The following is a 14,195-nucleotide window of genomic DNA, read 5'->3' on the forward strand; positions in this document are numbered from 1 at the left end:
GGATCTCCATGGCCGACGCCCAGCGTGCCCGGCTCGCCGACGCACGCGTCTACCTGTGCACCGACGCGCGCAAGCGCCAGGGAGACCTCCCGGAGTTCCTCGACGCCGTGCTGGCGAACGGGGTGGACATCGTCCAGCTGCGCGACAAGGGCATGGAGGCCGGCGAGGAGCTGGAGCACCTGGCCGTGTTCGCCGACGCGGCCCGCCGCCACGGCCGGCTCCTCGCGGTCAATGACCGGGCGGACGTCGCCCACGCGGCCCGCGCGGACGTGCTCCACCTCGGCCAGGGCGACCTGCCCGTGCCCGCCGCCCGCGCCGTCCTCGGCGCCGACGTGCTCATCGGCCGCTCCACGCACGCCGAGGCGGAGGCCGAGGCCGCCGCCGTCCAGGACGGCGTCGACTACTTCTGCACCGGCCCCTGCTGGCCGACCCCCACCAAGCCGGGCCGCCACGCCCCGGGCCTCGACCTGGTGCGCCACACCGCGGGCCTGCGCACCGACCGTCCCTGGTTCGCCATCGGCGGCATCGACCTGGCCCGCCTCGACGAGGTCCTGGAGGCCGGCGCCCGCCGCGTCGTGGTCGTCCGGGCCATCACCGAGGCCGACGATCCGGGCGCCGCGGCGGCCGAGTTCGCCAAGCGCCTGCGCTCCGTCTGAGCGCGCGCGCCGGGCTCCCCGGCCCGCTGTCCGCTGGGTGGACGGGGATTAGTGTCCGTCGGAATCCGTCAGTAACCTGCCCGTATGGCCCTAGGTACCCCCTCCACCAGGACTGATCGTGCCCGCACCGTGCGCGACATGCTCGCGCCGGGCAAGACGACGTACTCCTTCGAGTTCTCCGCCCCGAAGACCGCCAAGGGCGAGCGCAACCTGTGGAACGCGCTGCGCAGGGTCGAGGCCGTCGCCCCCGACTTCGTCTCCGTGACGTACGGCGCCGGCGGCTCCACCCGCGCGGGCACCGTCCGGGAGACCGAGCAGATCGTCGCCGACACGACCCTCACGCCGGTCGCCCACATCACCGCCGTCGAGCACTCCGTCGCCGAGCTGCGCAACATCATCGGGCAGTACGCGGATGCCGGGATCAGGAACATGCTGGCGGTGCGCGGCGATCCGCCCGGCGACCCGATGGGCGACTGGGTCTCGCACCCCGAGGGCCTGACGTACGCGGCCGAGCTGGTCGAGCTGATCAAGGAGTCCGGCGACTTCTGCGTGGGCGTCGCCGCCTTCCCCGCGATGCACCCGCGCTCGGACGACTGGGACTCCGACGTGCGGCACTTCGTCGACAAGTGCCGGGCGGGCGCCGACTACGCGATCACCCAGATGTTCTTCTACCCGGAGGAGTACCTGCGGCTGCGCGACAAGGTCGCCGCCGCGGGCTGCGACACCCCGATCATCCCCGAGTGCATGCCCGTGACGAGCGTGCGGATGCTCGAACGCCTGCCCGGGCTCAGCAACGCCGACTTCCCCCCGGCGCTGAAAGAGCGGATCCTCACAGCCAAAGACGATCCGGCCGCTGTACGCTCCATTGGCATCGAGTTCGCCACCGAGTTCTGCTCCCGGCTGCTTGACGAGGGAGTGCCGGGTGTGCACTTCATTACGCTCAACAACTCGACTGCGACGCTGGAAATCTACGAGAACCTGGGCCTGCACGATCAGCGGGCCTGATGGGCCGTTCCCACCTGGGGCTGCGGCCGTACGAGAGGGGCGTACATGGGCTGGGCGGTCCTCTACATCGCGTTCGGACTGGTGGCACTGTGGCTCCTCGGTGAGGTGCTGCTTCAGTACAAGGCACGGCTGCGCTGGCGGCTGCTGGCCTTCGGCGGCTTCCTCGGGGTGGTCCTCGGCGTCCTGATGCCCTCGGTGTACGTCATCGGGCTCGGCGCCATCGCCTTCGCGATCGGGCAGACCTACGTCACGCTGTCGTTCCGCCGCGGCTTCGCCTCCGGCTGGGCCCTCAAGAGCGCCCCGGCCGCCGAGGCGCCCACGGGCGGCCGGCGCGGCAGGAGGGAAACGGTCCGGCAGGACCCCGCCCCCGAGGTCTCCGACCTGGACTACGAGCAGGACGAGCACGCGTCGGAGGCGGACGACTTCCCGCCGATGCCGCAGAGCGCGGCCGGGCCGGCCGCCGTGTACGCCCCGGAGCCGATCCCGGACGACACCGGCCAGTACGGCGTCTACAGCGAGGCCGCCTACGACGAGGCGCGCCAGGCCCACCACGAGTACCAGGCGGCCCAGGGCACGCAGCAGAACTACGGCTACGACACCGGGTCCTACGGCTACGACCAGAACGGCTACGGGTACGACACCGGGCAGCAGCAGCCCTACGCGGCCCCGTACTCGGACCCCTACATCGGGGCGCAGAGCTACCCCGAGCAGCCCCAGTACGGCGATCCGTACGCCACCGGCCAGCAGCAGTACGGCGACCCGTACGCGACGGGCGCGGGCTACGGCGGGGAGACCCCGCCCGGCGGTGTCTGGGTGCCGCAGCAGCGCGGCGGCGACGAGTACGGCGGCGAACTCCCGCCCGAGCAGCCCTATCCGACGTACCCGCCGCACGACCCGAACAACGGGTACGACAACGGCTACCAGCAGGAGCAGTACCGGTACTGACCGGCCGGGGCCCCCGGCCCCGGCCCGCGGCTCACTGCGAGCCGCGGAACTGCGGCCCCTCCACGACCAGCCCGGCCACCAGGGCGCCGGACATGCCCGCGTGCGGCAGCCCGCCGCCCGGATGCGACCAGCCGCCGACGGCCAGCAGCCCCGGCAGCGGTGTGCCGTTCGCCGGGTGGAGCAGCGTGCCCCCGGCCGCCGCCAGCGCGGGCGCGGGCACGGCGCCGCCGGCCGCGCCGGTCGCCTCCGCGATGTCGCGCGGGGTGCGGATCTCGTGCCAGAGCAGCCGCTCGCGCAGCCCGGGCACGGCGCGCCCGGCCGCCGCGAGGACCGACTCGACGTCGGCGTCGGACACCTGGGCGCCGGACGGCACCGTCGCCGTGACGGTCACCGCCTCGTGCTCCGCGTCCGGCACCTGCGCGGCGTCGCCGGGGCGCAGCACCGTGACCGTCGGCCGGCCCGGCCACGCGCCGCCGTCGAACAGCCACGCCGTCTCGGCGGTCCGGTCCGATCCGTGCACCACCGTGCGGTGCGGGGTGCCTTCGGGGCGGGCGCCGCGCAGGGCGAGATGCGCCGTCAGACGGCTGGGGACGGCCCGCTCGGCGCGGGCCGGGACCGTGCCCCGCACGGAACGGTCCGGCACGAGGGCGTCCAGCACGCCGGGCGGGACACCGGCCACCACGAGATCGGCGGCCTCCACCGTCCCGTCCGCCAGCTCGACGCCCGCCGCGCGCCCGTCCTCCACCACGACCCGGGTGACGGCCGTGCCGAACCGGAACTCGACGCGGCGCTTCAGGCAGCGCGCGTACACCGCGTCGGCGAGGGCCCGCAGGCCGCCGGTCACCGCCCAGGTGCCGAACGTCTGCTCCATGTACGGCAGCACGGCGGCGCTCGCCGGTGCCGTACGGGGATCGAGGCCGTGTCCGAGGGCGTAGCTCTCCAGGAGCGCCACGAGCCGCGGGTCGCCGCCCAGCTCCAGGACGCCGATGTCGGCGAGCGTGACCGCGGTCCGCGCCTTGCGCAGCAGTCGCTTGTGCGGCACGGACGGGTACGGCTCGCGCTCCGCCAGCACCTCCCAGTTCGGCCACAGGGGCTCTTCGAGCAGGGGGCGGCGCGAGCGGTCCCACGCCTCCCGCGCACGGTCCATGAACGCCGACCAGCGGGCGCCCGAGCCCGCGCCGATCGTCGCGTCCAGCGCCTCGGCGACCCCCGCACGCCGGGCGTTCGGCAGATCGGCCGTCGTGCCGTCCGCGAAGACGTGCCGCGCCGCGGGCTCCACCTGGGTGAGAGCGACCAGGTCCGCCAAGGGCTCCTTGCCGGTCTTGACGAACAGGTCGCGGTAGACCGCCGGGAGCGGGAGCAGCCCCGGGCCCGTGTCGAACGCGAAGCCGTCGCGCTCCAGGCGGCCCACCGCCCCGCCGTGGGTCGACGCGCGCTCGAAGACCACCGGCCGGTGGCCCGCCACGGCCAGCCGGGCGGCCGCCGCCATGGCGCCCATCCCCGCGCCGATCACCGCAATTCGTGCCATGCCAGGGACTGTAGCGGCCGCCACCGACAACGCCGTCGCCAGGTCAGGGCGGGGGTGGTGGCTCTTCGCGGGCGATCCGCCGCTCCTCGCGCCGCTGGGCCCGCCTGCGCAGGAACCTGCGGATCCGGCTGATCAGGAAGAGGAGCACCACCAGCCCGGCCACGAGCAGCACCGCCGCGATCACCGCGGCCGCCACCGGATGGAACATCGCGAACGTCACGATGCCGGCCACCCCGAGGTCCTCGGCGGTGCTCAGCAGGAAGTTCGACGCCGGTTCGGGGGAGGTGTTGACCGCCATCCGGGTGCCGGCCTTCACGGCATGGCTCGCGAGCGCCGTCGAACCGCCGACCGCGCCCGCCGCCAGATCGGACAGCGAACCGCTCTGCCCGGCGAGCAGAGCGCCCACGACCGCGCCCGCCACCGGCCGGATCACGGTGTGCACCGAGTCCCACACCGAGTCCACGTACGGGATCTTGTCCGCGACGGCCTCGCACAGGAAGAGCACCCCGGCGACGATCAGCACGTCGGGCCGTTGCAGCGACGCGGGCACCTCGTCGGTCAGCCCGGTCGCGCCGAAGACACCGAGCAGCAGGACCACCGCGTACGCGTTGATGCCGCTCGCCCAGCCACTGGTGAAGACCAGGGGGAGAACACTCACAAGGTCACCGACCTGCGGAGACGTTGGTCAGAGGGGTGCGGGGGTCAGCACAAGTCGACACCATGCCTCTGATCATGCCGCAGGCAGCACACCATCGAGCACCGATACGGCTGTATCCAGAGCATCCGGGGTCGGATGGCCGTACGTGCCGGCCGTCTCCATGACGCGCGCGAAACGGGCCGGGGCTTCCGTGCTGAGAGTGCTACCGACCGAGCGGGCAGCCCAGGTCCGGCATGGCGCGATTGGGAGAGCAACTCACCAGGGCCAGGGACAGGAACGAGGGCCGTTCGAGGTAGAAACCGTGAGACAGGTCCCCGCCCCACCCGAGCCGTTCGGCGGCGGAGTCGATGAGTATTGCCAGCCGCCCGCTGTCGCGGTCGGCCTCGGAGTCGAACCGGGCCGCGTAAACAGTCAGCCGTTCTCCAAGCCATTCTGCCGCCTCCTTCGGTTCCTCCCATGTGCCCCGGACGAGCTTCCTCGGCTTGACAAGCCAGTACGCCGTTTCCAACGGCGGCAGATCTACTACGGGGAACTCCGCCTTCGCTTCCCTGTGCCGCTGGGCCGGCTCCGGCCTACCGTCGGCCGGGGGAGGGTCCGGATGGGGAGGCCGCCGTAGAGCCTCCTCGTCGAACCGCATCTTGTAGCCGGTCCATAGATACCCGTGGTGGTGCAACTGTCGTTCCCCTTCGGGGGAGTACGGGCGAATGGAGTCCGGCCGGCCCCCGCCCGTTGGAGGGGGACGGGAACCGGTCGAAGGCAGAAGATCAGGCAGAGAGCCCGAACCGGGCCGGGTCGACACCGGCCGCGTCCAGTTCGGCCGTGGTGAAGCGAAGCGGCTCCTTGTCAGGCCGCTTGCTGTCACCCAGCGCCCATCCGTCCGGGCCGATCTTCGCGAGGGTCGCGCACGACTCACCGTCGGGGTGGGTGTTGCCGCCGCATGCCTTCACGAACCGGGCGCCCTTGATGTCGAGCGAGTACAGGTCGGTCATGATCGGTGCCTCCTGATCGTCTGCACGGCCGCAGGCGCGGCCGTCCGCCACCCGAAGCGGGTGGAAGTCGCGTGTCCGCGAAAGAGTTATTGCGTGATCGAGCGGGAACCGCCTACCGCGTCGGTAAGCCGCTCACTCAAAAGCTCCGCCTCAAAGGGCAACTGAGTCATTTCCATGTCGGCTGCGTGCTCCCCATCCCGGTACGCCTTTCGGCTCGGGATCGGATCACGTCGCCAACCATGCGGTGCTTTCGCTTCGCTCGTCATGAATCCATCATCAGGTGTCAATGGAACCGTAGGAAGCGCTAGTCACGTTGACGCATAAATGCCTCTGAGGCTTCATGAAGAAACGCAGAAGCGGCATCACCTGTGAGGGCGTGCGACCAGAACAAGTCGAACAGGTCGAGGTGTTGAGTGATATCCCGAGGGTCGCGCAGCACGACTTCACCGGAGAACAGTTCCACTGTCACCAGGCGGTCGTCATAGACGACGAAGATGTTCATGGGAGTGCCGGGAACCTGTATTCCTTGCGGAACTACCCCGATCTCGACGTTGGACTTTCTGTTGACCTCTGCCATGTGCGCGCACTGCGCCGCCATGGCTTCGGGGCTCGCCCGCTGCCACTTCACGGCCTGCTCGGTCATCAGGAACCAGAAGGAGCGGGACGCGTCATCCAGGATGGCTTGACGGTCTGTGCGAGCCTGTACGGCTCTCGCGACGTCCCTGGCCGGCTCGCTGTCCACCATAGGTGTCAACGTCTCAACGGCGTACTCGCGGACGTGCAGCAGGCCGGTCGGGACGGCTGGGAGGAAGTGCCTCATCACACGCGAGGAGGACTCAAGTGCCTTCAACTCGGCTTGTTTGTGATAGAGGCCCACACGGGCGTATGCGCGCCAAGATGCGTAATCCACATTCGCTCGACGTGCCAACCGTAGAAGTTCGTCCGCCACCTCGTCGGGGACTGCGAGAGCTTTAAGGATTCGCTCCACGTCAATCACGGTGGGCAGTGCTCGGCCGGTTTCAATCCGACTGATTTTGGTCTGACTCATGTTGCAGCGGAGCGCCAAGCGCTCTCCGCTGAGGCCGGACGCGCGGCGGAGACCCCGAAGGGCCTCCGCCAGATCCTTCCGCTCCCGTGCTTGTGTCTCAGGTTCGATAGGCACTGAACGGCACGGCACTTTCTAGGGCGAGATCCCGCCAGGCGAGATACTTCCCGATGTCCGGGTCCTGGATCAGTTCCCGATTGATCTGGGTTCCATCGGGGCGGTAGTTGAGGTGGACGACCGTCGATTCGTCGAACAGCCAGAAGTCTTGTTCTGGGAGTCCAGGGTTCGGGCGATCGGTCAGATCGACTATTTGGTAGTCCTCTCCGGCGGAGACGTTTCCGGGGATGCACCACTCGAACAGGTATCGGCTGTACGAGGTGAGCGGTCGACGCACGATCTTGGCGCGCGTCATGGACCGTCCGGCCGCCGCATGTTCCTGGATCGTCTGGTGCCATGAGGTGTTGAAGCCCTCCGGCCTATCGGCTCCCGCGAGGAAGTCGCGGACCGTGTCAGCCTCGGCGGGCATGGCGTACGTCTGGTGCACTTCGAGCCGGAAGGCGGAGCGCTTGAAGTCGCGGAAGTACGCCTGCCACGCGTCGCCGTCGAGCTGCACGGGGCTAGAGCCATCCACGGGCACGGGCCGCCTCCTTCAGGATCTCTTCGGGGACCAGTACGACCGATTCGCCACCGGGCGTCGGGTGGGTCACGTCGTAGCCCTGGATGGCCAACATCCCGGGCTCCGGCGTCTCGTACACGGTCGGGCAGTCACCGTTGCCGCACTTGTCGTCGTCATCGCTCCTGCACGAACCGCCCGCGATCATGCGTAGTTCGGCCACTGAGACCCCTCCGGTCTGGTGTGGTCAGCAAGTTACGGAGCGTCTTACCCGCCCCACAAGAGCGGTGAGCCTCTAGTCACGTACTCGCATGGAAGCGCATGCGTGAGTCACGGGCAGACGTGCTCCGACCAGCGCTCGCAGCGGGTGGATCACCGGGCATGCGCATGACCGCACAGGGGGAGGTCGGGCAGCATCTCAGAGGTCGGCGCCAAGTCAGCGCGGTGCCCCGCAGGCACAGAAATGGCCCCGAACGCAGACGCCCCCGCTGTTCCGACGGGTCAGCACACCCGGCAGACCGGCGCGCCGGTCTGAGTATCCGTACCTAGGCGACGAGATGAGTAGGTGCGCGGATGGGGTTCTACCTGCGTAGACGGAAGAGTGGAGGCCACGGGAAGGGACGCGGTGACCGGCACCGCCGACACGGGGCGGCGGAACGGGAAGCGGCGTCCTGGGCCGCTCCTCTCGCTCTTCGGGGCGGGAGCGAGGCACGGGGGACCGAGGGAGAACCGACGGGGGAACGACGGGGATCCCACGGGGGAACGACGGGGGACGCGCCGGTCCGGTGAGGCCTGAGACCATCACAGGCCCTGCCGGACCGGCGCTCCGGCGTGGTTCCGCGCCGGGCGCGGGCCTACGCCCTCCCGGTCAGCGGCTGGCCGCCGCCCACCCGCCCCTGGAGCAGCAGCGACAGCGCGGCGTGCACGTCGTCCAGCGAGCGCTCCGGCTGGAACGCCTGCCAGTCCAGGGCCGCCACCAGGACCATGCCCACCAGGGCGGCCGCCGTGAGCGGCACGTCGATCTCCCCGCTCAGCTCGCCGCTGTCCACGGCGGCGCGCAGCACGCCCTCCACGACGGCCACCGCCTCCTGGCGGACCACGGCGAGCGTGGACTGCCAGGCACGGTTGGTGCGCCACAGTTCGGCGACGTACAGCTGGGTGAAGGCCGGGTACTCGTCGATGAAGACCAGGCCCGCGCGGATCATGGCGTCCAGGGCGTCGACGTTGCTGCCGCCCCGGTCGGCCGTCCTCCGCGCCGCGTCCCGCAAGGAGGCGGTCAGAAGTCCGACGCCGTGTCGCAGCAGCTCTTCGAACAGGACCGACTTGCTGGCGAAGTTGTAGTAGACGGTGCCCTTCGCCACCCCGGCGCGCTCGGCGATCTCGTCGACCGTCGTCGCGGAGAAACCCTGCTCCGCGATGAGGGTGACAGCGGCCTCGTAGAGCTTCTGCCGGGTGGCCTGGCGCCGTGAGCTGCTTTCCATGCCCCTGATTCTCACAGGCGGTCCGACGGGCGCGCTCACAGGCTCAGCTCCGGGTGCAGCCGGTCCAGCGTCCACACCTGCCTGCGCCGGGCGGTCAGCGCGGTGAGCGCGAGGGCGGCCGCCGTGAAGGCCGCCAGCACCGCGCACGCCTGCCACACGGGCCCGAGCCCGCCGCCGGAGATCAGCCTGCGCAGCGCCTCCACGACGTAGCTCATCGGCAGGTACGGGTGGATGGCGTTGAAGAAGCCGGGGCTGGTCTGCACCGGATAGGTGCCGCCCGCCGACGTCAGCTGGAGCATCAGCAGGGCCAGGACGAGGATGCGGCCCGCCGCGCCGAAGCGGGCGTTCAGCCACTGCACGATGGCCGCGAAACAGGCCGTGACCAGGCACAGGAAGCCGATGGTGCCCGCGGCGTGCAGCATCTGGAGCCCGAGCGCCCAGTGCAGGACGGACATCAGGGCCGCCACCTGGAGCAGGCCGAGCGCGGCCACGGGCAGCCAGCCCGCGAGCGTCACCCGCCAGGACGAGGCGCCCACGGCGAGCGCCCGCCGGTTCAGCGGCGCGATCAGCATGTAGGCGACCATCGCGCCGACCCACAGGGACAGCGGGATGAAGTACGGGGCGAAACCCGTCCCGTAATTGGGCGCCTCGTGCAGCGACCGGGAGGCGAGCCGCACCGGGTCGGCCATCACTCCGGTGCGCTGGTCGCGGGCCTTCGTGCCGTAGTCGGGGATCTTCGCGACGCCGTCGTGCAGCCCGCCCGCCAGCCTCCCCGAACCGTCGGCCAGCCGGTACAGGCCGCTCCGCAGCTCCTGGGCGCCGCTCTCCAGCCTGCCGACCCCGGAGTCGAGGCGGCCGGCGCCGGCGGCGGCCGTGCCGAGTCCGGCGTGCAGCGTCCGGGCGCCGTCGGCGAGCCGCCCGGCGCCCTCGTCGAGCCGGTCGATCTGCGCGACCGCCCTCTCGACGTCCCGGTCGAGCGTGGGGGCGTGCCGGGCGAGGGCGGCGGACTGCGCCTGGAGCGTCGCCAGCTGCCGGTCCATGGCCGCCAGGTCGCCGTTCCCGCCCTCGACGAGGGTGTCGAGGTCGTCGGAGACGGTGGCGACGTCCGCGGCGGCCGTCATCGCCTTCTTCAGGTCCGGGCAGGCCGGGTCGTCGAGCGGCGCCCGCGCGCAGCGGCGGTCGTAGACCGCGGCGAGGAGGTCCGACCCCGCGTGCGCGCCCTTGCGGGCGGTGGGGGCGAGCCGTACCAGGTCGTCCAGGTGGCGCCGGACGCCCGCCGCCGAGTCGGAGACGAGCCGCGCGGTGTCGCCGATCGCCTTCTTGTTGTCCCTCAGGAAGGGCAGCACCTGATCGGCCGCGCCGTCGACCCGGTCCGCCAGCCGGCGGGTGCCGTCGGCGACCTGCCGGGACCCGGACTCCAGGTCACCGGCGCCCCGGTCGAGCCGGGCCAGGCCGCGCGTCAGGTCGCCGCTGCCCTTCCTGGCCTCCGCGAGGCCGTCCGCCAGGTCCGCGGAGCCCTTCTCGGCCTTCCCGATGCCGTCCCGGAGGTCGTCCGCGCCGTCGGCCGCCTTCCTGGTGGCGTCGTGGATGTCCGAGAAGGAGATGAAGATCTTGTCGAGGAAGGAGCGCGAGGCGTGCGTGGACGCGGCCGAGCGCACCTCGGAGAACACCGTCCGCGAGATCTGCCCGACGATGTAGTTGTTCGCGTCGTTCGTCCGCACCTGGAGCGCGCCCGTCTCGGGAGCGTCCCCGGAGCTGGACGCGATGCGCCGGCTGAAGTCCTTCGGCATGGTCAGCGACAGGTAGTACCTGCCGTCCTCCACGCCCTGCTCGGCCTGCGCGGAGTCGACCTCGTGCCACTGGAAGGTGTCGCTGTCGTACAGCCCCTTCGTGATGTCGTCGCCCGCGGCGATCCTCTTGCCGGCCGCCTTCGCCCCCTCGTCGTCGTTGACGAGCGCCACGGGGATCTTGTCGAGCCGTCCGTAGGGGTCCCAGAAGGACCACAGGTACAGCGCGCCGTAGAGCAGGGGCAGCAGCAGAAGCGCGACGAGCGCGGCACGCGGCAGTCTCCCCCTGCCGAAGCGCCTCAGCTCAAGCGCGGCCAGCTTCGGCGAGCGCATCGGCCGTCTCCTTGTCGGTCGTGGACGGATCGCCGGTGCCCGCGGGGGCGGTCGACACGGTGAGTACGTCCTCGGGGGCCTCGGCGCACACCGCGAGCACCGTGGTGCCGGCGGCGGCGACGGACCGCAGCTGGTCCCACACCCCGGCCCGTGCCTGGTCCGAGAGCTTCAGGTCGGTGTCGTCGACACCGAGCAGGCGCGGCCGGCCGATGAGGGCGAGGGCCAGGGACAGCCGCAGCGCCTCCACGCGCTCCAGGTCGCGCACGGCGGTACGGGCCTTCTTGGGCAGCGCGTCGAGGTCGAGCCCGGCGCCGGCCAGCGCGTCGTCGATCCGCCGCCGGGCCGCCGCCGCGCGCTCCCGGCGCGGGCGCGGCAGCGCGCGCCACGGACCGTCGAAGCGGCGTTGCAGCAGCGCCCGCTCCCGCAGGTGCTCGGCGACGGTCAGCGCGGGGTCGAGATCGGTCACCCCGGGCACGTGCGCGAGCGCGCTCAGCCGCCGCACGGCCGCCATGTGCCGGGGCAGCGCGAGACCGGCGATCCGGGCGTCACCCTCGGCCGGGCGCATACGACCGGTCAACGCGAGCAGTAGACAGGTGCGACCGCTGCCGGACGGCCCCTCGACCGCGACGAGCGACCCCGGCGCCGCGTCGAGCCCGACGTCCCGGAAGGCCCAGCCGCGCGGCCCCTTCACCCCGAACCCCGCGGCGGTGACGGCGGCCCCGCCCAGCGGCCCGTCCATGACCCTCCCCCAATTGAACTGACTGGTCAGTGCAAAAAGCTAACCCGAACCTCCGATCAAGGCAAAGGTGCAGGTCAGGACGGATTGTCAGTGGGTCCCTCCACTATGGACACATACGGCCACTGCGCCGTCACACAGATGACAGGAGGTTCGTCATGGCTGGACATCGCGCATCGACCGCGTCCGCGGCCGCACGACACCGCGCCGCCACCGGCCCTGCCTCACCGACCGGCCCGGCGAGCGACGTCCACCCGGTGCTGCGCCGGGCCGGCGCGCCGCCGGCCGCCCTCGACCTGCTCGCCCAGGCCCGCGCGGGGCTCGACGAGGCGGAGACCCTCGACGCACCGAACGAGCGGTACGCGACGGCCCACCTCGCCGCCCTGCGCACCGCCGCCGCCGTCCTCGCCGCCCGCGGCCGCCCCGAGGACACCCCCCGGCGCCGCGCCCGGATCCGCAGCGCCTGGGAGGTGCTCCCCGAGATAGCTCCCGAGCTGGCCGAGTGGAGCGCCCTCTTCGCCTCCGGGGCCACCCGCCGCGCCCGCGCCGAGGCGGGCATCCGCGGCGCGGCCGGCGCCCGCGACGCCGACGACCTGCTGCGCGACGTGGCGATGTTCCTGCGCCTCGTCGAGCGGATGCTCGTCCTCCAGCCGGTCCTGCCGGGACCCCGCCGGGAGGGCGAGGAGCGGACCGTGTCCGACGCCGGGTGAGCACTGGCGAGCTCCCGTGGCCGGGGCCATTAGGGTGGAGGCGCCCGCACCAGTTCACGCTCCGCCCGTCGGCCGGAGCCGCGCCGAGGAGTCACCTGCAGTGTCGGACCCGACTCACCCGCCCGCCTCCCGTCCGCAGCCGCAGTCGACGTCGCAGCGCTCCGACCCCTTCGGCCCCCGCGCCTCGCTGCGCACCTCCGTGGTCTGGGAGGTCCTCAAGGCGGCCCTCGACCGGCGCGCCAAGGCCGCGGGGAGCCAGGCGCTCGACGTCCTCGACACCGGCGGCGGCAGCGGCAACTTCGCGGTGCCGGTCGCCCGCCTCGGCCACCGCGTCACCGTCGTCGACCCCAGTCCGAACGCACTGTTCGCACTGGAGCGCCGCGCCGCCGAGGCGGACGTCGCCGACCGCGTGCGCGGCGTCCAGGGCGACGTCTCCGGACTCTTCGACGTCGTCGAGCGGGGCGGCTACGACGCGGTGCTGTGCCACGGCGTCCTGGAGTACGTGGAGGAGCCCGAGGAGGGCGTGCGCAACGCCGTGGGCGCGCTGCGTCCCGGCGGTGTGCTCAGCCTGCTCGCCGCGGGCCTCGGCGGCGCCGTGCTCGCCCGCGCCCTCGCCGGTCACTTCAAGGAGGCCCGGCAGGCGCTCGACGACCCGGCGGGCCGCTGGGGCGACGCCGACCCGGTGCCCCGCCGCTTCACCGCCGAGCAGCTCACCCGGTTGGTCGCCGGCACGGGCGTGGATGTCGCCGCCGTGCACGGCGTCCGGGTCTTCGCCGACCAGGTCCCCGGAGCCCTGGTGGACACCGAGCCGGGAGCCCTTCAGGAACTGCTCAAGCTGGAGGCGGCCGCCGCCGAGCTGCCCGCCTTCCACGCCGTGGCGACCCAGTTGCACGTGCTGGGTGAGAAGCACGCGCAGGACGGGGCCTGAGCGACCGGCACGTCGCACCGCTGATCAGCGGCGCAGCGGCAGACGGAGTACGCCACAGGCCCCCCGCTCCGGCGCCCGGCGCCGTATGATCGGGGGAGACCGCCCGGCATGACGGGACGGCCACCGGGGAATGACGCCTCAGGAGGCCGGAGCGGCGTGATGCGGTCCGGAATGGTGAAGTTGGCGTAGAGGGGCGGGTTTCACGGGGGCGATTCCCTGCCTATCCTGAAGGGGACCCCCGGTCGCCCCGGCGACTGCACGATGAGGAGGACTCCGTGCCGCTCTCGGAGCACGAGCAGCGCATGCTCGAGCAGATGGAGCGAGCGCTGTACGCCGAAGATCCCAAGTTCGCGACAGCGCTTGAGGGAAGCGGGCTGCGTACGTATACCCGACGTCGGGTCTACCAGGCGGTGGCCGGCTTCCTTGTGGGTATCGCGCTCCTCATGGCTGGAATGGTCGCGAACCGGATCTGGATCAGCGTGGTGGGATTCCTCGTCATGCTGGGATGCGCGGTGCTCGCTGTCACCGGCTGGCGCAAAGCGCCCAAGCCGGGAGAACAGCCGGCGGGAGCCGTGCCGGGAGGCACAGCGGCCCGGCGCCAGGGCAAACCGAAGCGGTCGATGATGCACCGCATCGAGGAGCGCTGGCAGCGCCGCCGGGACGAACAGGGCGGCGCCCGCTGACCACCTCCGGGTGCGACGCGGACCGTTCCAGGGACGTACGTGTGTGAAGGGTGACCGCGAGCCGCGGTCACCCTTTGTGCGTCCCGGCCCACGCCCGC

General features: G+C 71.9%; 16 protein-coding genes. 6 read left to right on the plus strand and 10 right to left on the minus strand.

From position 1 onward, the window contains the following. The first annotated feature begins 8 nt into the window (after positions 1–8). From thiE to ACIP5K_RS08560, 3 genes are all read left to right on the plus strand, one after another. Positions 9–656, plus strand: a complete 648-nt coding sequence (gene thiE, locus ACIP5K_RS08550; protein ID WP_401406779.1) for a thiamine phosphate synthase — start codon at positions 9–11, stop codon at positions 654–656. A gap of 84 nt (positions 657–740) precedes the next feature. After that, a complete protein-coding gene (gene metF / locus ACIP5K_RS08555) occupies positions 741–1,661 on the plus strand; it encodes a methylenetetrahydrofolate reductase [NAD(P)H] (RefSeq protein WP_401406782.1) in 921 nt (306 codons plus the stop codon). Positions 1,662–1,706: 45 nt separating this feature from the next. Continuing rightward, entirely contained in the window at positions 1,707–2,606 is a 900-nt protein-coding gene (locus tag ACIP5K_RS08560; protein ID WP_401406785.1) for a hypothetical protein, read from the plus strand. Between the two features lie 31 nt (positions 2,607–2,637). Here the strand turns inward: ACIP5K_RS08560 and ACIP5K_RS08565 are convergent, their stop codons facing one another. From ACIP5K_RS08565 to ACIP5K_RS08610, 10 genes are all read right to left on the minus strand, one after another. Then, positions 2,638–4,134: a phytoene desaturase family protein gene (locus ACIP5K_RS08565; protein WP_401406788.1), complete on the minus strand. Its 1,497-nt coding sequence runs from the start codon at positions 4,132–4,134 to the stop codon at positions 2,638–2,640. A gap of 43 nt (positions 4,135–4,177) precedes the next feature. Next, complete coding sequence (locus ACIP5K_RS08570; RefSeq protein ID WP_401406791.1) at positions 4,178–4,792, minus strand: DUF4126 domain-containing protein; 615 nt, start codon at positions 4,790–4,792, stop codon at positions 4,178–4,180. Positions 4,793–4,994: 202 nt separating this feature from the next. Next, entirely contained in the window at positions 4,995–5,465 is a 471-nt protein-coding gene (locus ACIP5K_RS08575; RefSeq protein ID WP_401406794.1) for a hypothetical protein, read from the minus strand. Positions 5,466–5,556: 91 nt separating this feature from the next. Next, positions 5,557–5,781 carry a DUF397 domain-containing protein gene (locus tag ACIP5K_RS08580; RefSeq protein ID WP_401406797.1) on the minus strand — a complete coding sequence of 75 codons (225 nt, stop codon included), beginning with the start codon at positions 5,779–5,781 and terminating at the stop codon, positions 5,557–5,559. Between the two features lie 304 nt (positions 5,782–6,085). Beyond that, a complete protein-coding gene (locus tag ACIP5K_RS08585) occupies positions 6,086–6,958 on the minus strand; it encodes a helix-turn-helix domain-containing protein (protein ID WP_401406800.1) in 873 nt (290 codons plus the stop codon). Beyond that, complete coding sequence (locus tag ACIP5K_RS08590; protein ID WP_401406803.1) at positions 6,927–7,439, minus strand: DUF6879 family protein; 513 nt, start codon at positions 7,437–7,439, stop codon at positions 6,927–6,929. The genes ACIP5K_RS08585 and ACIP5K_RS08590 overlap by 32 nt, the downstream gene beginning before the upstream one ends. A gap of 4 nt (positions 7,440–7,443) precedes the next feature. Beyond that, positions 7,444–7,662: a hypothetical protein gene (locus ACIP5K_RS08595; protein WP_401406806.1), complete on the minus strand. Its 219-nt coding sequence runs from the start codon at positions 7,660–7,662 to the stop codon at positions 7,444–7,446. A gap of 631 nt (positions 7,663–8,293) precedes the next feature. Beyond that, positions 8,294–8,920 carry a TetR/AcrR family transcriptional regulator gene (locus tag ACIP5K_RS08600; protein ID WP_401406808.1) on the minus strand — a complete coding sequence of 209 codons (627 nt, stop codon included), beginning with the start codon at positions 8,918–8,920 and terminating at the stop codon, positions 8,294–8,296. Between the two features lie 35 nt (positions 8,921–8,955). Then, positions 8,956–11,040 (minus strand): YhgE/Pip family protein, encoded by a 2,085-nt coding sequence (locus ACIP5K_RS08605; RefSeq protein WP_401406811.1) that lies wholly within the window; start codon positions 11,038–11,040, stop codon positions 8,956–8,958. Then, a complete protein-coding gene (locus ACIP5K_RS08610; RefSeq protein ID WP_401406814.1) occupies positions 11,012–11,779 on the minus strand; it encodes an ATP-binding cassette domain-containing protein in 768 nt (255 codons plus the stop codon). Before ACIP5K_RS08610 ends, ACIP5K_RS08605 begins: the two co-directional genes overlap by 29 nt. A 155-nt stretch (positions 11,780–11,934) precedes the next feature. Between ACIP5K_RS08610 and ACIP5K_RS08615 the strand changes: the two genes are divergently transcribed. The 3 genes from ACIP5K_RS08615 to ACIP5K_RS08625 all read left to right on the plus strand — a co-directional run bounded on the left by ACIP5K_RS08615 (position 11,935) and on the right by ACIP5K_RS08625 (position 14,097). Beyond that, on the plus strand, positions 11,935–12,486 hold the full coding sequence (locus ACIP5K_RS08615) for an SAV_6107 family HEPN domain-containing protein (protein ID WP_401406817.1): 552 nt from the start codon (positions 11,935–11,937) through the stop codon (positions 12,484–12,486). A gap of 100 nt (positions 12,487–12,586) precedes the next feature. Next, positions 12,587–13,414 carry a class I SAM-dependent methyltransferase gene (locus ACIP5K_RS08620; RefSeq protein ID WP_401406820.1) on the plus strand — a complete coding sequence of 276 codons (828 nt, stop codon included), beginning with the start codon at positions 12,587–12,589 and terminating at the stop codon, positions 13,412–13,414. 275 nt (positions 13,415–13,689) lie between these two features. Next, a complete protein-coding gene (locus ACIP5K_RS08625; protein WP_401406823.1) occupies positions 13,690–14,097 on the plus strand; it encodes a DUF3040 domain-containing protein in 408 nt (135 codons plus the stop codon). Positions 14,098–14,195: the final 98 nt, after the last annotated feature.

This window comes from Streptomyces sp. NPDC088785 (genome assembly GCF_044750685.1).
GTDB lineage: Bacteria > Actinomycetota > Actinomycetes > Streptomycetales > Streptomycetaceae > Streptomyces.